Annotated in this window: 20 protein-coding genes; 7 read left to right on the top strand and 13 right to left on the bottom strand. The window is 45.5% G+C overall.

Annotated features, from left to right (window positions below; translation table 11 throughout):
- Window positions 1–303: 303 nt before the first annotated feature.
- Window positions 304–1,029, bottom strand: a complete 726-nt coding sequence (locus AEA42_RS18020; protein ID WP_047537307.1) for a DUF3334 family protein — start codon at window positions 1,027–1,029, stop codon at window positions 304–306.
- 342 nt (window positions 1,030–1,371) lie between these two features.
- Here AEA42_RS18020 and AEA42_RS18015 point away from each other — a divergent pair, with 342 nt between their 5' ends.
- The 5 genes from AEA42_RS18015 (at window position 1,372) to crr (ending at window position 6,209) form a co-directional block, all read left to right on the top strand.
- The gene (locus tag AEA42_RS18015; RefSeq protein WP_055648446.1) at window positions 1,372–3,009 is read left to right on the top strand and encodes a methyl-accepting chemotaxis protein; all 1,638 of its coding nucleotides are present in this window, start codon (window positions 1,372–1,374) and stop codon (window positions 3,007–3,009) included.
- A 209-nt stretch (window positions 3,010–3,218) separates the two neighbouring features.
- On the top strand, window positions 3,219–3,614 hold the full coding sequence (locus tag AEA42_RS18010) for an ACT domain-containing protein (RefSeq protein ID WP_037418252.1): 396 nt from the start codon (window positions 3,219–3,221) through the stop codon (window positions 3,612–3,614).
- Window positions 3,615–3,637: 23 nt separating this feature from the next.
- Window positions 3,638–3,895, top strand: a complete 258-nt coding sequence (locus AEA42_RS18005; RefSeq protein WP_037418255.1) for an HPr family phosphocarrier protein — start codon at window positions 3,638–3,640, stop codon at window positions 3,893–3,895.
- Between the two features lie 29 nt (window positions 3,896–3,924).
- The gene (gene ptsP, locus AEA42_RS18000; protein ID WP_037418258.1) at window positions 3,925–5,628 is read left to right on the top strand and encodes a phosphoenolpyruvate--protein phosphotransferase; all 1,704 of its coding nucleotides are present in this window, start codon (window positions 3,925–3,927) and stop codon (window positions 5,626–5,628) included.
- A gap of 71 nt (window positions 5,629–5,699) precedes the next feature.
- Entirely contained in the window at window positions 5,700–6,209 is a 510-nt protein-coding gene (gene crr, locus AEA42_RS17995) for a PTS glucose transporter subunit IIA (protein WP_037418261.1), read from the top strand.
- Window positions 6,210–6,371: 162 nt separating this feature from the next.
- Here the strand turns inward: crr and AEA42_RS17990 are convergent, their stop codons facing one another.
- The 11 genes from AEA42_RS17990 to AEA42_RS17940 form a co-directional block, all read right to left on the bottom strand.
- Window positions 6,372–6,698 (bottom strand): hypothetical protein, encoded by a 327-nt coding sequence (locus tag AEA42_RS17990; protein ID WP_055648445.1) that lies wholly within the window; start codon window positions 6,696–6,698, stop codon window positions 6,372–6,374.
- A 138-nt stretch (window positions 6,699–6,836) separates the two neighbouring features.
- A complete protein-coding gene (locus AEA42_RS17985; RefSeq protein ID WP_037418266.1) occupies window positions 6,837–7,424 on the bottom strand; it encodes a cytochrome c3 family protein in 588 nt (195 codons plus the stop codon).
- 8 nt (window positions 7,425–7,432) lie between these two features.
- Window positions 7,433–7,918 carry a nitrate reductase cytochrome c-type subunit gene (locus AEA42_RS17980; protein WP_055648444.1) on the bottom strand — a complete coding sequence of 162 codons (486 nt, stop codon included), beginning with the start codon at window positions 7,916–7,918 and terminating at the stop codon, window positions 7,433–7,435.
- Window positions 7,919–7,928: 10 nt separating this feature from the next.
- Window positions 7,929–10,418: a nitrate reductase catalytic subunit NapA gene (gene napA / locus AEA42_RS17975; protein ID WP_055648462.1), complete on the bottom strand. Its 2,490-nt coding sequence runs from the start codon at window positions 10,416–10,418 to the stop codon at window positions 7,929–7,931.
- Between the two features lie 2 nt (window positions 10,419–10,420).
- On the bottom strand, window positions 10,421–10,678 hold the full coding sequence (locus AEA42_RS17970) for a chaperone NapD (RefSeq protein WP_047537299.1): 258 nt from the start codon (window positions 10,676–10,678) through the stop codon (window positions 10,421–10,423).
- A 43-nt stretch (window positions 10,679–10,721) separates the two neighbouring features.
- Entirely contained in the window at window positions 10,722–10,880 is a 159-nt protein-coding gene (locus tag AEA42_RS17965) for a nitrate reductase (RefSeq protein ID WP_011716898.1), read from the bottom strand.
- 699 nt (window positions 10,881–11,579) lie between these two features.
- Entirely contained in the window at window positions 11,580–15,461 is a 3,882-nt protein-coding gene (hrpA, locus tag AEA42_RS17960; protein WP_055648443.1) for an ATP-dependent RNA helicase HrpA, read from the bottom strand.
- Between the two features lie 114 nt (window positions 15,462–15,575).
- A complete protein-coding gene (locus tag AEA42_RS17955) occupies window positions 15,576–15,992 on the bottom strand; it encodes a CBS domain-containing protein (RefSeq protein WP_037418282.1) in 417 nt (138 codons plus the stop codon).
- Window positions 15,993–16,286: 294 nt separating this feature from the next.
- Window positions 16,287–16,745, bottom strand: coding sequence for a low molecular weight protein-tyrosine-phosphatase (locus AEA42_RS17950; RefSeq protein WP_055648461.1), 459 nt, complete (start codon window positions 16,743–16,745; stop codon window positions 16,287–16,289).
- Window positions 16,746–16,813: 68 nt separating this feature from the next.
- Entirely contained in the window at window positions 16,814–17,830 is a 1,017-nt protein-coding gene (locus AEA42_RS17945) for a hypothetical protein (RefSeq protein ID WP_047533424.1), read from the bottom strand.
- A 103-nt stretch (window positions 17,831–17,933) separates the two neighbouring features.
- Window positions 17,934–18,842, bottom strand: coding sequence for a DNA ligase (locus tag AEA42_RS17940; RefSeq protein WP_055648442.1), 909 nt, complete (start codon window positions 18,840–18,842; stop codon window positions 17,934–17,936).
- Window positions 18,843–19,084: 242 nt separating this feature from the next.
- Here AEA42_RS17940 and AEA42_RS17935 point away from each other — a divergent pair, with 242 nt between their 5' ends.
- Window positions 19,085–19,456, top strand: coding sequence for a diacylglycerol kinase (locus AEA42_RS17935; protein WP_055648441.1), 372 nt, complete (start codon window positions 19,085–19,087; stop codon window positions 19,454–19,456).
- Between the two features lie 100 nt (window positions 19,457–19,556).
- On the opposite strand, the gene hdfR is transcribed toward AEA42_RS17935, so the two are convergent.
- On the bottom strand, window positions 19,557–20,417 hold the full coding sequence (gene hdfR, locus AEA42_RS17930; protein WP_055648440.1) for an HTH-type transcriptional regulator HdfR: 861 nt from the start codon (window positions 20,415–20,417) through the stop codon (window positions 19,557–19,559).
- Between the two features lie 108 nt (window positions 20,418–20,525).
- Here hdfR and AEA42_RS17925 point away from each other — a divergent pair, with 108 nt between their 5' ends.
- Window positions 20,526–20,984, top strand: coding sequence for a DUF413 domain-containing protein (locus tag AEA42_RS17925; protein ID WP_037430721.1), 459 nt, complete (start codon window positions 20,526–20,528; stop codon window positions 20,982–20,984).
- Window positions 20,985–20,999: the final 15 nt, after the last annotated feature.

The raw sequence follows: 20,999 nt of genomic DNA, 5'->3' as shown, positions 1-20,999 counted from the left end.
GGTCACCATAATTATTATTTTGGGGGATACTAAAACAGTTCTAATGACTTGTATAGCCGAAGGGTTTACAACTGTCTAACAAGTTAACCGAGTTAATCTGCTTTAACCTATTGAAAGCTAAACTAACTTAACCGCCACCTTAACGCTGGGTGCTTAACCACGATAATGCGGCTTATGATTGTGTGACTAAAAACACAGACTAGAGAAAATAAATGCTTCAAAAAAACCGCTAACGCTATTCACAGCTTTGCATTCACTAATAATTTGCTGAGTCGCATTTATTTTCTCTTAACCAGATAGAAGTTAAATCCCTAATTCATCGAGTAAATCATCGGCGTCCACATTGGTATGATGTTGACTTATCGCGGGCTTGTCCGCCATTCGGCTCCAAGGAGTGCTTTCAACATTTGAAGCTTGCGTCCCACTCACGCCGTGCTGTTCGAGTAAGCTATCAGGGTCAAACTCCTCATCATATTCAAACTCATCCAGTTTGATAAACTCGGTCTTATCCATCGCAAATTCAAGGTAGAAAATGTGATTATTTTCGGTTTTAAAGGACACTCGCCTTGCTACAGCATCATCCAAGTTTGCATCAATAGAGATAGTCAACTCTTTGTTTATCGTTAACATTTTTGGCTGACTTTGGCTGATGGAAGTTTGTAATTCCTTAGAGACTTTATTAATAAAGTCACCTAAGATTTGGTTCATTAACTCCCCCATCACATTACCCACTTCATCAGAAGTATGGGAAAAGGCTAATTCCTCTTCAGGCATGCCCATATTGAGCATATAGCGACGGTAGATTTCGATAGCCGCAGCAGCGGAAAAGTTAATAACAACAAGCCCTGAAAATCCCCCATCAAAAATCGAAAAACATCCTAAGTCGGGTTTTAAGCGGGTACGGGTAATGCTTTGTACCATACCTGCATGGCTCACATGGCTTGCGCTGGTACTCGATAATACATGGGCAACAGAGTGGCATAACTTCAACAATATATCGTCAGAAGTCACAATCGTATTTGTAGTCATAATTGATTCTCAAACATAACAGTTGATTAATCTTGCGCGTAAAACGGTAAAAAATCAAAATTAAAACAACTAATTAGATATAGTTATCATGATTGAATTTGTTAATAAATGGTAAGTTGTTGAATTTAATAAATACTTCATCACATGCGATTAAACTGATGAAATATCCTCAAAATAAGCCATAAAATCACCACTCAGGAGAAGGCCTGCAAAGATCCTGCTTAAGATCAAAGAAACCCCATATTGTTTACCAGTTTATATGAAATTTAACCCGCTAATATTCTATTAAAAAACATTCGCAGGTATATTGTTGAACATTATTTTTGCGCCCGAGGACTCCAGATGATCACTTTTTTGCGCCAATTCACCATTTTAAAACGTCTAATGATGATGTTAGTGATGGCGGCCATTGGAACTGTTTGTTTTGCAAGTTTTTCGATTAAAGAACAATACAGTAATTTGATCGAACAAAAATGGTTACAAATCGATGGTCAACTTGGCAGTATCCTCAGTGTGATAGACGTTTATCGCCAAGATGCTGTTAACGGTAAAATGAGCGAGCAAGAGGCTCAAAAAGCTGCTGCGAACCTCATTAACCAAACCCGTTATGCCGGGGTTGGTTACTTTATTCTGATTGATGACAACAACCAAATCCTAGCCCATGGTGAAAATGCCAGCCTAATCGGTACCTCTGCACAAAATTTCACACTCCCCAATGGCACTAATCCGCTGACTACGATGCTGTCTCAAGCTCGGCAACATGACAAAGCCATGCTGGAATATCCGATTGCTAATCCTGTTTCAAAAATTGTTGAGGACAAATTGGCCGAAGCCCGCTACTACCCACAATGGGGCTGGACTGTGATCACAGGGGCTTATCTCAGTGACGTAAAAGAGAGTCTGTATAATGTGATGATCGACTATCTGATTATCATGTTTTTGATTTCTGTACCTATTTTTGCATTTTTCCTTGTTCTTAATCATTCGATTACCTCACCATTGAATGATGCTATTGAAGCCCTTGAAGATATCGCTCAAGGCGAAGGCGACTTAAGCCAGCGTTTAAGCACTCAAGGCAAAGATGAAGTTGCTCATCTCGCCCAAGCCTTTAACCTTTTTGCCCAAAAAATTGGCGATATGGTGGGACATTTGCAACCCCTGGGAAAATCGCTCGACAACGATGCTAAACAGTTAATGCTTGCCGTTGAGGAGTCGAACCAAAGTGCGGAACATATCCACCGTGAAACCGGTAGCGTAGCAACGGCAGTTAATCAAATGCTGTCTACGACCCATGAGATGGCGAGCAATACCCAGCAGGCCGCCGATGCCGCCACCAGTGTGAAAAATCAGGCTCAGCAAAGTAAAGCTGTGATTGACAATACGGTGCGCGATACAGAGAAGTTGGTCCAAGAGCTGAAAGCATCAGAAGCAATCACTCAAAAATTGGGACAAGCCTCTGGTCAAATTGGCAGTATTTTGGATGTGATTCGGGGCATTGCTGAACAAACCAATTTGTTGGCACTTAATGCCGCCATTGAAGCTGCTCGTGCGGGTAGTCATGGCCGAGGATTTGCCGTTGTCGCAGATGAAGTAAGAGCCTTAGCCAATCGCACCCAAGACTCGACCAATGAGATCCAAAAAATTATCTCAGAAATTCAAACCGGTGTGGGCTCAGTGATGCAAAGCAATAGCCAAACCCAACATCAATCAGAAGAATTGCAAGCTAAGGCTCAAGAGGCTGGGCAAGCCATGGCCGCAATTCTGGGGCTAATTGCCCACATCAGCGATATGAACACTCAGTTAGCGAGTGCGACAGAAGAGCAATCCCTCGTGACAGAGGAAATTAACCGTAATATCTGTAATATTTCAGAGCTAACCGAAGTGTCTGTAAAAGCCAATGACAGTAATAGCCGAGCAGCACAATCATTACAGGATATTAGCCAGGATATGTCCCATACCTTAGGGCAATTTAAAATCTAACCTAGCGAATGTTTTCAATAGCAAACAAGAGGACGTATAAAAACGTCCTCTCTTCCTTTAACATTAGCTAATGAAACGACACAACCAACCCTAGCATACGAAATGCAGGCTGATTGAGGATGCACTTGAGAACAATGTCCTTTAAACAGGAATCCATGTTATAAGGTAAACTCCTAACTTGCATTCACCTCGCCAAAGGAGAACCGCCTATGCGTATGACCTTAGCCGTACATACCCGGCAATATACCATTCACAGTTTTAGCCCTAAGGCGCAAATTCCTACCGAAGTCTTTGCTGAAGAAGTGTATTTTATCTGCAAAACAGAAGAAGGTTTGACCTTGGTTGTGCCTAGTGAGCTTGCGCTTGATAGCTTAGAGCAAGAAACTAACTGGAGCTGTCTAGAAGTGTTAGGCCCTCTAGGATTTTCATTAACGGGTATTTTATCAAAAATTGCCAGCACCTTAGCCGATGTGCAAATCAGTATTTTCGCCCTTTCAACCTTTGATACTGACTATATTCTCGTGAAGAAAAATTGCCTCCAAGGCGCCATTGCTGCCTTAAAAAAGGCCGGTTATAAGATTATAGAGTCGAACGAAGCGCCATAATATTCATAAAGAGTTAAGCCACTATGTACGAAAAATCTGTCACTATCACCGCAAAACATGGTATTCATACCCGCCCTGCGGCACTATTGGTGAAAGAAGCAAAGACCTTCGATTGCGACGTTTTGGTTGAATGTAACGGCAAGCAAGCCAGTGCTAAGAGCTTATTTAAGCTACAAACATTAGGTTTATACCATGGTGTCACTGTCAGGGTTTTCGCCGAGGGAGAGCAGGCGCAGGAAGCCGTCGAAAAAGTCTCGGCCTTGTTAATCACCTTAAGTTAGCGAACCGCCCAACATCATTAGGAATGACTATGTCGATAACGGGGATTATTGTGTCATCGGGTATAGCCTTCGGTAAGGCTTTACACCTTAATCATTGCGAAAACCACCTCGACTATCGCCCAATTCCGCTCTCTAGGATCCCGCAGCAACAAAGTAAGTTTCTTAAGGCGTTACAAACACTGAAACAACAGCTCAGTCTAAGCCAAACTAAGCTCGATCCTGACAGCGAAAACTACCAACTGATTGAAGCCGATTTATTACTCCTTGATGATGAAGAACTGATAGAACAAGTCAAAGAAGCCATTCGCACCTTACAACTTTCCGCCAGTGTCGCTGTTGAGCGAATATTTGCCCATCAAGCGAATGAACTCGAGTCCCTAGACGATCCCTATTTAGCCAATCGAGCCCAAGACGTTCGATGCCTTGGACAGCGCATAGTCACCGCGATTAATGGCCGTTTGGACCAAGGTTTAACTCACCTGAGTGAACCTACGATACTGCTAGCACAGGATCTCACCCCAGCAGAATTTGCCTTGCTCCCTAAAGAGCACATCAGCGGTATTGTGCTTAAAACCGGTGGACTCACCAGTCATACCGCTATTTTGGCCCGTGCAGCAGGTATACCCGCTATTTTAAGTTGTCAGTTCGATGCAGAGCTCATCCCTAATGGCACCCCATTAGTGCTCGATGCAATAAGTGGAGCGCTTTATGTCAATCCGGAGCCTGAGCAACAAGCTCGTTTAACCGTGACCCTGCACCATGAACAAGCAAGACGTCAGGCACTTCAAGCTTATCGCGATGTTCCGGCTCAAACACAGGACGGACATCAGGTTCGCCTGCTGGCAAACGTCGGCAATTTGAATGAGATCACCCATGTCAAAGATGAAGGGGCCGATGGAATAGGCTTATTCCGCACTGAATTTATGTTAATGCATACCAGCACCCTGCCGGATGAAAAAGCCCAGTACAATCTTTACTGCGAGGCTCTGCATGCTCTAGGTGGTAAAACTTTTACGATCAGAACCTTAGATATTGGCGCCGATAAAGAACTCCCGTGTTTATGCCAAGACATAGAAGATAATCCCGCCTTAGGACAACGTGGGGTGAGATACACCTTAGCGCACCCAGAATTATTTAAGACCCAACTTCGTGCCATTTTACGGGCAGCAAATCACGGTCCGATTCGCTTAATGTTTCCTATGGTCAATCAAGTCGAAGAGTTAGATGAGATATTTACGCTTATCGCCGAATGCCAGGATGCCCTCGAAGACGAAGAAAAAGGCTATGGTGAACTGAGTTATGGCATAGTGGTAGAAACGCCCGCAGCGGTGTTGAATTTAGCCTCTATGCTACCAAGGCTGGATTTTGTTAGCATAGGCACCAATGATTTAACACAATATGCCATGGCAGCAGACCGCACCAACCCACAACTGACACGGGATTACCCTTCCCTTTCACCTGCGATTTTAAGCTTGATAAACATGACAATCATTCAAGCCAAAGCAGCCGAGGTCACAGTATCACTCTGTGGTGAATTAGCCAGCTCGCCACACATCGCTCCGCTACTCGTGGGAATGGGGCTGGATGAACTCAGCGTTAACTTAAGCTCATTACTAGAAGTGAAAGCAGCCATTTGCCAAGGTGAACTGGCGAAATTTTCTGCGTTAGCGCACACTGCGATGCAGCAAAATAGAATTTCAGATCTGCAACAGTGTATAACAAACTGTAAATAGTACATTTAATTGGTTATGCTGCTTTACAGACCAACACAGAACAACAAAAACAAGCAAAGGGGCACCACATTATGGGATTTTTAAGCCGCATAAGGCGATTGGTATCAGGACAGCCACAACTTGCAGGTGGCATTATGGTTTACGCCCCCGTAAATGGAGAAATCGTCGCAATTGAAAAAGTCCCCGATGTCGTTTTTGCAGAAAAGATTGTCGGTGATGGCATTGCTATCGCGCCTAAGGGCGACACGATTGTTGCGCCGATTGATGGTACTATCGGTAAAATATTCGAAACTAATCATGCCTTTAGTATTGAATCACCTCAAGGATTAGAACTATTTGTTCACTTTGGTGTTGGCACTGTCGAGCTAAGAGGGCGTGGTTTTAGTCGTTTAGCCGAAGAAGGTCAAGAGGTCAAAGTAGGCGATCCGATTTTGTCATTTGATATCGAGTATCTTAAAGACCAAGTAGACAGCTTACTCACGCCCGTGGTGCTTGCCAATATGGAAGATGTGAAGTATTTAGACAAAGCTCAGGGGAGTGTCACTGCGGGCAAAGATCCTATTTTTACGGTGCAACTTTAACAATTAATCCAGTGTTAATTAGCAGTCCATTTAAGATCCATACCTTAGCTAATCCCCTTTTCTTCGTTAATCATACCGCTGGTAGTTTGCTGATACTGCCAGTGGTCACATTCGCAGCATTAACCTAAGCAAAAATAGCTGCACCTCAGACAGCTAATCGACCTAATATCCGTTAATAGTGATAAATTCAGTATTTTCGATAATAGGTAATTGGCCTAACTGTGATAATTCTTGTTTGAGTTTGATCATCATATCCATCTGTTTAGCTGAAGGCGGTAAATGTATTTTAACAATCCGTATAGCCGCGATGGACTTATAGTCAATCACCCGTCTTACAAATACGCAGTCTTTTGCCTGTATTTGAGATATCACTTCATCTGATACTTCATAATCCAATGGAAAATCAGCCTCACCTACCAGTCGTAATTGTAGGTAAACACAGTGTGACGCTAAAAGACTAATGCATTCACGCCATTTGGTATTGTTCATCACAACTCGTTGTCGTTATCTTTAATGCTGAATAGTATATATTTTTCAGATAGATAAATCATAGATTGCAATCTAAAAATAAAAGGCCAAGTGTGGAGAGCACTTGGCCTTTGACTGGAGATGAAATATTACACGCGATTAGAAACCTTCAACGCCCGCCATATCGGGAAGATGATGGGCAATACCTTTGTGGCAATCAATACAGGTCTTCTCACCACTGGCCAGCGATGTGGAGTGCATCTGCGCGGCGCGTGGTGACTGCCTGGTAAAGTCCATATAGGTAAAGTTATGGCAATTTCGACACTCGAGCGAGTCATTTGCCTTTAACCTTGCCCATTCATGTTCAGCCAGCTCGCGACGTTTACTCTCAAACTTTTCGCGGGTATTGATGGTGCCAAACACTTTACCCCACACTTCTTTCGATGCCTGCATCTTACGGGCAATTTTATCGGTCCAGTTATGCGGCACATGGCAGTCAGGGCAAGTCGCACGCACCCCACTACGGTTAGTGAAATGGATAGTCGACTGTAACTCTTGGTAGACGTTATTTTCCATTTCATGGCAACCAATACAAAAGGCTTCTCTGTTGGTGGCTTCAAGCGCCGTGTTAAAGCCCCCCCAAAAGATCACCCCTGCCACAAAGCCACCTAAGGTTAGAAACCCTAAACTGTAGTGCACACTCGGACGATTGAGAACTTGCCAGATCTTTTTAAGTTTATCTAACATGCTGACTCCTAGTGTTTTTTCTGCTCAGTATTCGCTTTAATCAGATGATCCATATCCACAAAGTCGTTCTCGACCAGTAATTTGGCATCCAGTTGCGGCACATGGCACTGAGTACAGAAATAACGCCTTGGTGAAAGCTCAGCTAAAAAGTTGTTATCCCTATCCATATAATGGGTCACGCTCACCATGGGTGCTTGCGAATCTCCAGTGCGTTGTCTTGCATGGCACGCCATACATTTATTGACCTTAAGATCGAGCTGATAGCCATCGATCTTATGTGGGATCACGGGTGGCTGCATTGGGTAGTTACGCACCTCTTTGATATCTTTATTCAGCACCGCTTGCATCGCGGGCGGTGTTGGCTCAACGTTAATCGGCGCCTGACGTAAGGTATCGATCTTATCCTCAGGAATACTGGCAGCAGTCACACTGGTCATCATCAGGGCTGAAAAGGCAAGCGCACTACATGCTGAAGCTAATTTGAATGTTTTCATCCTGTACTCCTTATACCTTGACGATTTTCACGGCGCATTTCTTAAAGTCGGTTTGTTTCGACAGCGGATCTGTCGCATCCAAGGTGACTTTATTAATGAGCTGACTGGCATCAAACCAAGGTACGAACACGAGTCCCACAGGTGGTTTGTTGCGACCACGGGTTTCGACACGGGTTTTGATTTCACCACGGCGAGACACGACTCGAACTTCATCACCACGGCGTAAACCACGTTTTTTCGCATCTTCTGGGTGCATAAAACACACTGCATCGGGGAAGGCACGATAAAGCTCTGGCACGCGTTGAGTCATCGAACCTGAATGCCAATGCTCGAGCACCCGTCCGGTGGATAACCACATATCGTATTCAGTGTCTGGCGACTCTGCGGGCGGCTCGAAAGGCAAGGCGTAAATCACTGCGCGGCCATCGGGTTTACCGTAGAACTCAAAGCCTGAGCCAGGTTTAACATAAGGATCGCTGCCCTCACGGAAACGCCATTTGGTTTCTTTACCATTAACCACCGGCCAGCGAATACCATGGGCTTCGTGGTAGGCATCGAAAGGTGCTAAATCGTGACCATGGCCACGGCCAAAAGTGGCGTATTCTTCAAACAGGCCTTTTTGGACATAGAAGCCAAAGTGTTTCGCTTCGTTGTTCAAATACTTAGGATCGGTATCGGCCAGCGGGAACTTATCGACGTTGCCGTTTTTGTACAGCACTTCAAATAAGGTTTTGCCCTTAAATTGTGGATTCGCCGCTAAGACTTCCTTCGACCAGACTTCATCGGTCGTAAAGCGCTTAGAGAACTCCATCAACTGCCACAGATCCGAGTGGGATTCGCCCGGCGCCTGCACCATTTGATGCCAGAATTGAGTGCGACGCTCGGCATTACCATAGGCGCCCTCTTTCTCAACCCACATGGCGGTTGGCAGAATTAAGTCCGCAGCTTGGGTCGTGACTGTGGGATACGCATCGGACACCACAATAAAGTTGGCAGGATTGCGATAGCCAGGTAAGCCTTCCTCGTTGATGTTTGGCCCCGCCTGCATATTGTTGTTCACTTGCACCCAATAGCAGTTCAAGTCGCCATCTTTTAAGCGGCGGTTTTGCTCGACGGCGTGATAACCAGGTTTTGGCGGAATAATGCCACTGGGGATCTTCCAAATTTCTTCGGCGTGTTTTCTATGCTCAGGGTTTGTTACCACCATGTCGGCGGGTAAAGGGTGGGAGAAGGTTCCCACTTCGCGAGCCGTACCACAGGCAGAAGGCTGACCGGTTAACGAGAACGGGCTGTTACCGGGCGTTGAAATCTTACCTGTCAGTAAGTGGATGTTATAAATCAGGTTGTTACACCATACGCCGCGGGTATGTTGGTTAAAGCCCATGGTCCAGAAGGACGTGACTTTAGTCTCGGGATCGGCATAGAGTTTAGCTAACTCGATAAGTTTAGCCTCTGGCACACCCGACATCTTGCTGACCTTCTCCACCGTATATTCGGCGACAAAGGCCTTAAAGGTATCGAAATCAATCGGAGTCGAATCCCCTGCCGTTTTCACGTTTTTGGCTTTCTGCTCCAGCGGATGGGTTGGACGTAAACCATAGCCGATATCCGTGGTACCTTGGCGGAAGTTAACGTGCTTCTTCACAAAGTCCCAGTTTACTTTATCGTTTTGAATGATGTAGTTGGCGATAAAGTTCAGGATGGCTAAGTCGGTTTGTGGCGTAAATACTATCGGTAAATCCGCCAAGTCGAAGGAGCGATGCTCAAACGTCGAGAGTACCGCAACCTTCACATGGGATGCGCTTAAACGGCGGTCAGTCACTCGAGTCCATAGGATCGGGTGCATTTCAGCCATGTTGGAGCCCCACAGCACAAAGGCATCGGCCGCTTCCATATCATCGTAACAGCCCATAGGCTCATCGATACCGAAGGTACGCATAAAGCCGACCACGGCTGACGCCATACAGTGACGTGCATTCGGATCAATGTTGTTAGAGCCAAAGCCCGCCTTCATTAGTTTAACCGCGGCATAGCCTTCCCAGACGGTCCACTGGCCCGAGCCAAACATTCCAACTGCGGTAGGGCCTTTGGCCTTGAGGGTTTCTTTCCATTTTTGCGCCATGATATCAAAAGCGCTGTCCCAGCTAATGGGAGTAAATTCACCATGCTTGTCGTACTTGCCATCGGTCATTCTGAGCATTGGCGTGGTCAAACGATCGCTGCCATACATAATTTTCGATAGGAAGTAACCTTTAATACAGTTAAGGCCGCGGTTCACTTCGCTGTTTGCATCGCCGTGGGTCGCAACCACTTTGCCATCACGTGTCGCAACAATCACAGAGCAGCCCGTACCACAGAAACGGCAAGGCGCTTTGTTCCACTCTAATTTGGTTTGCTCTGAGCTAGTAATTAAATTGCTGGCTGATGCCGGCAGCGCTAAGCCTGCGGCGCCCGCTGCTGCAATCACCGCATTGGCTTTAATAAAGTCACGTCTATTCATGTTCATTCTTCACCCTCTTCGAGCTGTTCACTCTGGTGGTAAACCATAGTGGCGGACAAGACGCCAGGAATGGCATTAATCTGTTCGATACCGTCCATCAAGGCACGTTGGGAGTTACCTTCAAGTACAACGACGAGTTTTACTTCGTTATTGACAGAGAGTTCGGCATTCTCAATCGCCATAATGTGTTGCCTAACATCCGCCATCTTATTTGGCATGACTTGCACCACGAGACTTGTGATATGCAGCTCTTTGCTCATCCGACACTCCGCTTTAATTCTGTTGTTATTATTTTGTATTGACTCAACCAGCCCCCGGTGGGCCGGTGAAGATTTGGCTAAACCATATGGCAAATCCCAATCCACTCACCAACAACACGGATAAGAGGGGGGCGAGAAATACGGTTAAAAAGATAAAAATTTTCAGTTCTAAGGATTTTTCTGCTGCGCTGTTAGCACTCATGCGTCCTCCAAGAGGTTCGTTCCTGTGATGGATTACTCTGATCACTACAGGATTTATAGGTATCTCTATTGCATCTTTGATCCACCAACTGATCATAGCGTTAAGGTGTTAACAAACTGTATACCTCAAAATCGGTAAACCCTTTGATGCTTGATCCAGATCATCAATTTGGCGATAGATTTAATTAGATCATGGTTTTTGAGCGTTTTTTCAGATTGTAAACAGGTTGATTAGTTATGTTTTTTTATTAACTAATTGCTAAAGCATGGAAAAGAGATAGGCGTTAGGCAACTAAACCGCACAAGATTTAAACAAAATATACCTTAAGGAGTATTAGGGGATGGTAAAGGAAGGCGCAAATTACCGATTATCTGCAGCGAAATTGGCTTAACATCTTCGTCAAATCGTTAACTCGCTCAAGATATAGCCAAAGTCCCTGCTGTATTCGCTAACTGTTTATCAATTAAAAGCCATTAGGGGCCATTCATTCGCTACCTACTTTGCCCTTTGAGGTTAGCCTGTGATAGCCCATAGCAAACAATCACGCCTGCAACAACATGCTGATCGCGGCTAATTATAGTTAGGTGAAAGTGAGCAATAAAAAAGCCGAACCCTAAGGTTCGGCTGTTAATGCTAAAGATGATGCATTATGCATAACTGACTGAATCTACAGTTTCAGTCAGTTATGCATCAACATCATTAACTCAGCAGGATATGGTTTAAGATACGCTTTTCCGAGATGGGATAAGCTGTTCCTAGCGCTTGGGCAAAGCATGACACCCGGTACTCTTCAATCATCCAACGGGCTTCAATCAGTGCCGCAGGTACGGGCTGTGAGCGCGGCACCTTGGCAAGTTGCGCCGCTAAGGCCTCCTGCACCTTAGTGATACTCTGCATATGCAAGCGGTCACGGGTCGGGTCTACAGGTAATTTATCGATGCGGATTTCAATCGCCTTTAAGTAACGCGCCACATCGGCTAAACGCTTCCAACCGCAGGCTTCGACGAATCCCTTAAAAACTAATTGGTCCAATTGGCTTTGAATATCACTCATCGCAAAAGCGATATCTAAGCTGATTTTACCCTTAGTCCGCTTTTTAATACCTTGATAGAGCGTCAAAATCTGCTCCACTTTTAGGGCGATTTGCTCAGCCGTTGGATTCAGCTCTTGGCGCACCCAATCCTTGGCCGCATCAAACTGCGCTGCATCGCGCACATCCAGCGCCTTTTCATCAAGCAACTGCTGCACGGCTGCGGCAATAATATCATCAATTAAAATTTGCACTTGGCCAAATGGATTGAAATACATCGCCAGTTTGGCCTTGTTGGGCAGCGCCTGTTGCAGGTGTTTTACCGGCGATGGAATGTTGAGTAATAACAAGCGACGTAGACCTTGACGATGCGCCGCCTCTGCCTCAAATTCATCATCAAATAATTTGATGGCAACTGAATCTTTATTATCAATCAATGCGGGGAATGCCCGCACTTGATAGTTGCCCTTACGCTGCTCAAATTGCTTAGGTAAGTCGCCAAAGGACCACTCGGTGAGTGCTTCCTTTTCAATCCCCTTATCCGCCACCTGACGAATCGCCTTAGCGACCACACCCTGTAACTCGGCCTTTAAGGTATCGAGCACCCGCCCCTGTGCCACTAACTTGCCCTTGTCATCCTCAATCTTAAAGTTCATCAGCAAATGCACTGGCATCTGCGAAACATCAAAATCTTCAGGATTGACGCGCGTGCCACTCATACGCAGCAGCTGTTTGCACATGGCGTCGAGTAAACTGGCGCTAAAGGGCTGCATCGCCTGCACGCAGGCTCGGGCATAATCGGGCGCTGGGACAAAGTTACGTCGTAGTCCCTTAGGTAAAGACTTAATCAGGGCAACACATTTCTCCTCACGCATCCCCGCCACGAGCCAATCGAAATCCGTATCATCGATTTGATTGAGTAGCGCCACTGGAATATGCACAGAGACGCCATCATCACTCGCCGCAGGATCAAAGTGATAACTCAGTTGCAAACGAATATTGCCCTTGTGCCAAGTATCGGGGAAATCGAGCGCCGAGATATGATCGGCACTGCGCTGCATCAATAGCGACTTATTAAAATCGAGTAAATCGGGCTGAGTTCGGCGCGCTTCCTTCCACCAGCTAAAGAACTTAGGCGCGTTATAGATGCCTTCGGGAATGCGCGGCTCGTAAAAGTCCATCAACACTTGTTCATCGACCAAAATATCGCGGCGACGGGACTTGTGCTCGAGCGCTTCGACATCCTCCAATAACTTTTGGTTAGCGATAAAGAAGGCTTCTTTGGTTTGTAATTGCCCTTCGGCAAGCGCGCTACGGATAAAGATTTCCCGCGCTTCAACAGGATTAATCGGCCCGTATTGCACGCGGCGACGATGTACTACGGTCAAACCGTAAAGCACTTGATTCTCAAAGGCGATCACACTGCCCTGTTTCGCCTCAAAATGCGGCTCTAGGTGATTCTTTTTAATCAGATGCGCCGCTAACGGCTCGAGCCACTCTGGCTCAATTTTGGCGCAGCAGCGAGCAAACAGCTTAGAGGTTTCCATTAGCTCCGCCGCCATGATCCATTTAGGGCCTTTTTTCGCCAGCGGTGAACCTGGGAACACAAAAAACTTACGATTGCGCGCGCCTAAGTATTCGTTGTTATTGTCCTTAAAGCCAATATGGCTGAGCAGACCCGATAACAGCGCACGGTGCAGCGCATCGTAGTTGGCAGGCGTCTCGTTTAAGCGCCACTTTAAATCGTGAACCGCTTGTTTTAACTGAGTATATAAATCCTGCCATTCACGCACCCGCAGGTAGGCTAAGTACTCGTCGCGGCACTTTTTACGGAACTGACTGGCGGATAATTCCTTTTGTTGCTCTTTTAAGTGCTGCCATAAGTTTACCCAACTGACAAAATCAGACTGGGGATCGGCAAAGCGGCGATGGGCTTCATCGGACGCCTGCTTTTTATCCATGGGCCGCTCACGGGGATCTTGAATAGACAGCCCTGAGGCGATCACTAACACCTCATTTAAGCAACCAAGTTGGTGGCTTTCGACCACCATACGCGCTAAACGTGGATCGACGGGGATTTGCGATAACTGCCGCCCCAGCGGCGTCAACACTATATTACCCTTCTGCTGCTTAACCGCCTGTAATTCCTCAAGCAGTAAGAAGCCATCGCGAATATGGCGCGGATCGGGTGGCTCAATAAAGGGGAACGCCGCAATATCGCCAAGGCCGATGGCGAGCATCTGCAAAATCACCGAGGCTAAGTTTGTACGTAGGATTTCGGGATCGGTAAAGGCTGGGCGGTTATTAAAATCCGCCTCATCGTATAAACGGATACAAATCCCCGGACCAACACGGCCGCAGCGGCCTTGGCGCTGATTGGCACTCGCCTGAGAAATCGGCTCGATCGGCAAACGCTGTACTTTAGTGCGGTAACTGTAACGACTGATGCGTGCTGTTCCTGGGTCAATCACATAACGAATACCCGGCACAGTCAGCGAGGTTTCCGCTACGTTAGTCGCAAGCACAATACGACGCCCTGTATGGCTGCTAAAGACCTTGGATTGCTCGCCGTAGGAGAGGCGCGCGTAGAGCGGCAAAATCTCAGTATCGCGGTAATTACGCCGATTAAGCTGCTCAGCGGTATCGCGAATTTCACGCTCACCGTTCATAAAGATCAAAATATCGCCTAAGCCTTCAGCAACCAGCTCATCAACGGCGGCAAAAATCCCTTCAATTTGGTCGAGATCGGCCTCAGTATCTTGTAACAATGGGCGATAACGGGTTTCGACCGGATAGGTACGCCCTGACACCTCAATAATCGGCGCATTATTGAAATGCTTAGAGAAACGCTCAACATCAATGGTCGCCGAGGTGATGATGATCTTAAGATCGGGGCGTTTTTTCAGAATTTGCTTGAGGTAACCCAAGATAAAATCGATGTTAAGGCTACGTTCATGCGCCTCGTCGATAATAATAGTATCGTATTGATCTAAATAACGATCTGAAGTCAGCTCCGCCAGTAAAATCCCGTCGGTCATCAGCTTGATATAGGATTCACTCTTAAGCGCATCGGCAAAACGCACCTTAAAGCCCACGACTTCGCCAAGCGGGCTTTGTAATTCTTCAGCCACCCTTGACGCGACACTGCGCGCTGCTAACCTCCGCGGCTGGGTATGACCAATAAAACCACGGCTGCCTAAGCCCAGTTCTAAACAGATTTTAGGCAACTGAGTGGTTTTACCCGAGCCGGTTTCACCCGCAATGATCACCACTTGGTTTTCACTGATGGCTTTGGCGATGTCTTCGCGCATGCCACTGACGGGCAGATTGTCAGGATAATTGATCTTAGGGCGAGCCTTCAGGCGCTGCTCTACTTTCTCGAACGCTGCTTGCGCCTGCTCAGTAAGTTTGGCTAATTCTTGTGTTTTTTTGTCAGAATCGGCTTCTTTATGGAGCTTAAATAAACGGCGGCGGATCCGCGAGGCATCACTTTGAAAGCACTGCTGGAGAAAAGCGCTCGATAGCGGATGTTTGTCAGAGTTCAAAACCAAATTCCATTGCTAGCATCGAAAAAGGCGATCCTAGCAAGGAACCTGGTTTATTGGTATGGCTAATTGTTCAAAACACACCGTAAACCGCGGGAAATTAGCCACCCAAATAACAGCTTAAGCGGGCGCAAGATAACATTGCTGCATGTATACATTCATCGCCTTCAACACATTGGTGCGATTGATTGTGCCGATGACTTTGCCATTATCCACCACCGGATAGGTCTTTGGTTTAGCGCCCAGCATCTGCTCCGCGAGTTGTAAAATACTCTCATCGGGACCGACATACAGGACTTCAGTGCGCATACAATCCTTCACCACTGAGGTTAAGTCACAGTGATAGCTGCTCTTTAACATGACAGCTAAGCAGTCTTGCTGGGATAAAAAACCCACTAAATTACCACTGTCATCCACGACAGCTGCACCCATCTTGTTATTATCTAACAGTTTCTCAACCGCAGTAGCCAGTGACATATTTGCACTGAGCAACACAGGCTGACGGTCCATATGGTCGCGTATTTTGATTGAATCCATAGCAATCTCCCCAAACTTACCTGTAACAAACTCACTTACCTGAGCTTTGAGTCTAGTCAAAATCTCGCAAGAGTTAAGCAATTAATATCGATTGAGCTTATCTGACGACTAGGGCATGTTGACGTTTTAAGGTTATAGCGGTAAGAACTGTTTGAGATAGATTTAGTATCCCGAAATAAGCTTAGTTAACGCTTAATGAAATTAATCCAATGATTTTACGTTCTATTGCATAGGTAAGCAGGGGTTGATACTTTGACTCATCGAGGTTCTAAGGTACCTACTCCGCCTTAATCATTAATCTGTGTCATTCGTTTTTCCTGCTAATTGATCTAACAAGCTATCGATACTCTGTTCGAGCAAATCGAGGACTAATTCAAATCCTTGAGCACCGCCATAATAGGGATCGGGGACCTCATCAATTTCACTATTTCCGTAAGACAACATTAGCTGAAGTTTGTATTGATACTCAAGCGGACAACGACTACGTAAATCCACTAAATTACCATTATCGGCTGCTAAAATAAGATCAAAATACTCAAAATCGGCATCAACAATTTGTCTTGCGCGCATACCATCGAAACTTAACCCGCGTTTTATACCCGCAGCTATGGCGCGACTGTCAGGTTTATCTCCTTGGTGATAACCAATGGTGCCAGCAGAATCAACTTCAATATTGAGGCGACGTTCACGAATTTTTGCACGGCAAACGGCCTCAGCCGTGGGCGAACGACAAATATTCCCCATACAGACCATTAAAATTCGTCTTATATTTTTTGCTTTTAACGCTTTATCTTCGAACAACTTAGCATCCTTTGGCAGTGCTATTTAGGGGGTGATGCGATTTGCCCAAAGGCGGGAGAAATACATTTTTTCACTTCAAAATGATAACCGTATTTCTCGTTAGCAGACTCGGTGATTTCCAGTATTTCGTAATCGTTTAACTCAACCACCACAGAATTGGCTAATTTTTCACAACGACTACGGCCATCGGCCTCAAACTTATAGGCAAATAACGCGATTAATTCTCGGATCCCCTTGTAGTATGTGTGCCCAAAAGTTCTTAAGGATTCGATAGTGCCATCAGCAGATTGCATGGTGAGATCATTAGCCGCTTTCTCTGCTTCAGTCTGGGCTTTTTCGGTTATTTTGACTTCAACAACAGTGTTTGCAAGACTCACTTTTTCATTTTTTTGTATTTTGTTCGCAACGTTCTCCAATAAAGTTTCACCATCGGAGATGGCAACAAGATTCATTAATAACACCACAGATAACACCATACGTAAAAATGCCGTTGTTACCACAAAGCGTTTTTTATTGTCCTGTTGGTTGGTCTCTAACCCTAAAATCCGTAAACCGATATGGAACAATAAATAACAAGGGATCACAATTTGCAGAAGCAGTAACGCGAGAATAGAAATACACACGAACCAAATGGGTAAATACAGCAAAATGGCAAAGTTGTGGGTGTAAGACAAATGTGAAGCTGAAACACCTGTGATTTCATTAACCACACTACCACTGGCGGCCAAGGCAAAGTTGGCAATAACGGCATAAAAGAGTAAGAAAATGGCTTTTCCAGCCAATGAATGCCACGCTATTGCAAATTTTGGCCAAAATTCAATGATTAATGCAACCGCAGTGATAATAGCGGCTAGCCAAATGTCTGACTGAAATAGCAATAAAGCAATTAATGCTAATAGATAACAACGCTGGGCAATGGTTAAACTTTGCAAAAAAGCTTTAGCGGTGACAATGGGCTGCTTAGTCCATTTGGGGACCGTTAAGATTTTAGCCAAGCGTTGCTTCAAAGAATGTTCACTAAATTGAATATCAACCAAAACCTACTCCTTGGTGTTATTGCCTATTAATAATCAGTATGATACTCGGCAAAACCCTTATTGATAGCGTTCGATTTTTATCAATATCCAACAATTTCGCAACTTATTCTTTAACTTCTTTATCCTCAGGCACAATGTCTGTCCTGATCCGTAAATAACTAGCAAATCGCGGCAAGCCATTCACCGTTAATCCTAGATACTTGTAAGTGATAAGTGTACCGATAGCAGGGGGATACTGACGCTCTGCAAGGTTAAAACCTGTGCCAATACTAAAAATTCGCCCCTCTGGTGTTTGCACTCTTAAGGCACCCATTTTCCCGGCAAATTGCCCTTTGCCAGCAACATAACCAATCACCGTCGCTTCAGCATCTAAATAGGGCTTTAACTTCATTACATTAGGATTACGTCCCGGCGTATATACCGCAGTGCGACGATGTAAAATTAATCCTTCAGCGCCAAGGGCAACTAAGGTATTTAAAGTGTCATAGAGGGCCTCGACACTGCCGACACTAAATTGCTCAATAACTTGAAGATAAGCCGATTTTCCCACGATAAGAGTTTGCATTTGCAGATAACGGTCTTCAAAGCTCCCCTTGGTTGTCGGTAAATCAAATACCATAAAGCGTACCTTTTGCCAGTCCGTATCCTTTGGCGATGTTTGACGTATTAATCCTGAAATCGCCTCAAACTGCCCTCGCCCGAGCCATAACTCACCTTCCATTGCGATAGTGGGAAACTCGGCGGTAAACCAACTTGGGGCCAGAATGGGATTCCCCTGACGGGTAAACAAACGTTGCCCATCCCAGTAACCACGCACACCATCAAGTTTTTCACTGACCAAAAACGCGCCGATTTGAGTATGATCGTCGAGTGCATATTCGGTTGCTAATTGAATATTCGGTGCAGGACTTGCATAGCTAACCGCAATAAATAAGCTGCAAAGACCAATGAGAAGCCCAAAGCACTTGGCAAGTGCATTTCTTAAAAAAAGTACGCGAATTGTCAGAGTCATTCCTTTGCCTCTCTGTAAGTCATCCCACTGCAAGCTTAGTATTTAGCCTTGACTGCCGCTAATCCGGCCGCAATATGATCCCCCTAACAGAGCGAGCAATTTGTATAGTTAACTATTTATACACATAAATTATCGGGCTATACTGCGGCCTCTTTTTTAAGCTCGTTCAAAGCAGGCAGACAAGTCGTATTCGGTTTGAACGAAAATGCTCACGAACAACCGCCCAAGTCGATGGAATAATTATGAAACCAGCAAATAACCACGGTATAAAACGCATCTTTAGAGCGACGGGATTTTCAATGAAGGGCTTAAAAGCGGCGTGGGTCCATGAAGCTGCGTTTAGACAAGAATTGATACTTGCGGTGGTGATGCTCCCCATCGCCTTATTGGTCGATATCAGCACCATGGAACGCTTAATGTTGATCTTAACGCTGTTTATCGTGTTAATTGTAGAGCTATTAAATTCTGCTATTGAAGCCGTTGTTGACCGTGTTGGCAGTGAGATCCATCCCCTGAGTGGTCAAGCAAAGGATATCGCCTCTGCTGCGGTGTTCATGAGTTTAGCGCTCTGCGGGATCACTTGGCTCGTGCTGTTATTACCGCGCTTGATATAATCCTTTGTGCGCATTAACACTGATTTAGGTCATTAAATTCGCTGATAAAAAACGCCTTTAGGAATTATCCCAAAGGCGTTTTTTATCCAACTCAACAAATTTAGTTATCTTCGATTACGAGCTTATCCGCTAAAAAACTTATCGCCTGCTTAATTTGCTCTAGTCTGTCATTTTCAGCCCAATAGGCGACATACACACTGCGTGAAATCGCACTCGCCCCCGCGACCAAATTCAGTTCGCCTCTTTGAAGCAAAGGCTGCACCAAATGCTCGGGTAAAAATGCGCAGCCGCCGTTATTTAAGATAAAATCTAAGGCGATTCGAGCCGAACTGGTATGTAAAGTTGGCACAGGTAAAGCCGCATATTCCTGCGCATGAATAATATTAAAAGCCGTCCCCCAATCGACTTTGACATATTGTCCAGCTTGCACCTCATTAACAGCCACATCCCGGGATTTAGATACCAGCAGCAAATTGATTTGGCCTAATTGGATTAATTCAAATTGGTCAATTTTGGGTGGATCAAAAGAGATCGCCAGATCGAGAGTCCTATCCATCAATTGCCGTGTCATTACGGTGAGTGGCAAAACCTCGGTCCGCAATGCAACCCCAGGAAGTCCCACATGCAGATGCTGTAAATACCGCTGTAAATAAGCATCCCAAATATTGGGGCCCGCGCCAATCGCTAATTGAGTCGATTGTAACTGACTAAGCGAAACATCCTGCTTGGCGCGCTCCCATGCTGTCAATACCGCTTCCGCATGGCCCAACATCCGTTCCCCCGCAGGGGTCGGCTGAATATTATTTCGTTGGCGCTCAAACAAGGCAACACCAAGAATGCTCTCAAGCTGTTTAACTCTAAAACTTACCGCACTACGGGTAAGGTAGAGGTTTTCCGCTGCCTTACCAAAATGGCGGGTACGAGAGACTTCCAGAAAGGTCTTTAGTAAATCGGTATCCATAAAAATTCTTGACCAACATAGGCAAATTTTTTTGATTTATAAATCAATAATACTAGCCAATACTCCACTTGCAAATCTTTGTATACCAAAATCTAGAAGGTAACAGCCATGTCTGAACAGTCTTTTTCAAACGCTAACAGGGGTTCTGAGACGCTGAACGGCTCAGCTGCCAGTTTTGTATCTCACAAACGCTTTTACGACGATACTAATTTCCCCAAAGGTTTTAAGCGCAGTGGCGACTTCACTAGTAAAGAAGCCGAACTGCTCGAATTACATGGTCATGCCATGAAAAACCTTGCTGAAGGTAAAACACTCCCAGTGACCGCCGACGAAGCACAATTTGTCGAAGTCATCAAAGGAAACATCGCTCCGAGTAGCTTGTTAGAGCAGATCTGGTTAAAGTACCGCAAACTCGCCCGGGGTAAGCCCTTTTATGCAGTGGTTGGTACGGTTCATTTACCAGCAACCAAACCTGAGGTTGAGCCAGAAGCGGCATTCGATGTAGATGTGGATGTTGAAATTGAAGATGATGTTCAGGATGAAGCTGAACCCGAGGACAAAGCATGAAAATGAAGGTTTGCG

Origin of the sequence: Shewanella sp. Sh95 (assembly GCF_001308045.1) — a bacterium.
GTDB lineage: Bacteria > Pseudomonadota > Gammaproteobacteria > Enterobacterales > Shewanellaceae > Shewanella > Shewanella xiamenensis.
The sequence above is the reverse complement of the archived record's forward strand: the minus strand, read 5'-3'. Positions and strand labels throughout refer to the sequence as shown.

Coding starts and splice junctions, on each gene's coding strand:
- hdfR (WP_055648440.1), bottom strand. CDS start 20,417: ATGGATACCGATTTACTAAAGACCTTTCTGGAAGTCTCTCGTACCCGC.
- AEA42_RS18015 (WP_055648446.1), top strand. CDS start 1,372: ATGATCACTTTTTTGCGCCAATTCACCATTTTAAAACGTCTAATGATG.
- crr (WP_037418261.1), top strand. CDS start 5,700: ATGGGATTTTTAAGCCGCATAAGGCGATTGGTATCAGGACAGCCACAA.
- AEA42_RS18005 (WP_037418255.1), top strand. CDS start 3,638: ATGTACGAAAAATCTGTCACTATCACCGCAAAACATGGTATTCATACC.
- AEA42_RS17965 (WP_011716898.1), bottom strand. CDS start 10,880: ATGAGTGCTAACAGCGCAGCAGAAAAATCCTTAGAACTGAAAATTTTT.
- AEA42_RS17940 (WP_055648442.1), bottom strand. CDS start 18,842: ATGACTCTGACAATTCGCGTACTTTTTTTAAGAAATGCACTTGCCAAG.
- AEA42_RS17950 (WP_055648461.1), bottom strand. CDS start 16,745: ATGGTCTGTATGGGGAATATTTGTCGTTCGCCCACGGCTGAGGCCGTT.
- AEA42_RS17990 (WP_055648445.1), bottom strand. CDS start 6,698: ATGAACAATACCAAATGGCGTGAATGCATTAGTCTTTTAGCGTCACAC.
- AEA42_RS17955 (WP_037418282.1), bottom strand. CDS start 15,992: ATGGATTCAATCAAAATACGCGACCATATGGACCGTCAGCCTGTGTTG.
- ptsP (WP_037418258.1), top strand. CDS start 3,925: ATGTCGATAACGGGGATTATTGTGTCATCGGGTATAGCCTTCGGTAAG.
- AEA42_RS18020 (WP_047537307.1), bottom strand. CDS start 1,029: ATGACTACAAATACGATTGTGACTTCTGACGATATATTGTTGAAGTTA.
- AEA42_RS17970 (WP_047537299.1), bottom strand. CDS start 10,678: ATGAGCAAAGAGCTGCATATCACAAGTCTCGTGGTGCAAGTCATGCCA.
- napA (WP_055648462.1), bottom strand. CDS start 10,418: ATGAATAGACGTGACTTTATTAAAGCCAATGCGGTGATTGCAGCAGCG.
- AEA42_RS17980 (WP_055648444.1), bottom strand. CDS start 7,918: ATGAAAACATTCAAATTAGCTTCAGCATGTAGTGCGCTTGCCTTTTCA.
- AEA42_RS18010 (WP_037418252.1), top strand. CDS start 3,219: ATGCGTATGACCTTAGCCGTACATACCCGGCAATATACCATTCACAGT.
- AEA42_RS17985 (WP_037418266.1), bottom strand. CDS start 7,424: ATGTTAGATAAACTTAAAAAGATCTGGCAAGTTCTCAATCGTCCGAGT.
- AEA42_RS17935 (WP_055648441.1), top strand. CDS start 19,085: ATGAAACCAGCAAATAACCACGGTATAAAACGCATCTTTAGAGCGACG.
- AEA42_RS17925 (WP_037430721.1), top strand. CDS start 20,526: ATGTCTGAACAGTCTTTTTCAAACGCTAACAGGGGTTCTGAGACGCTG.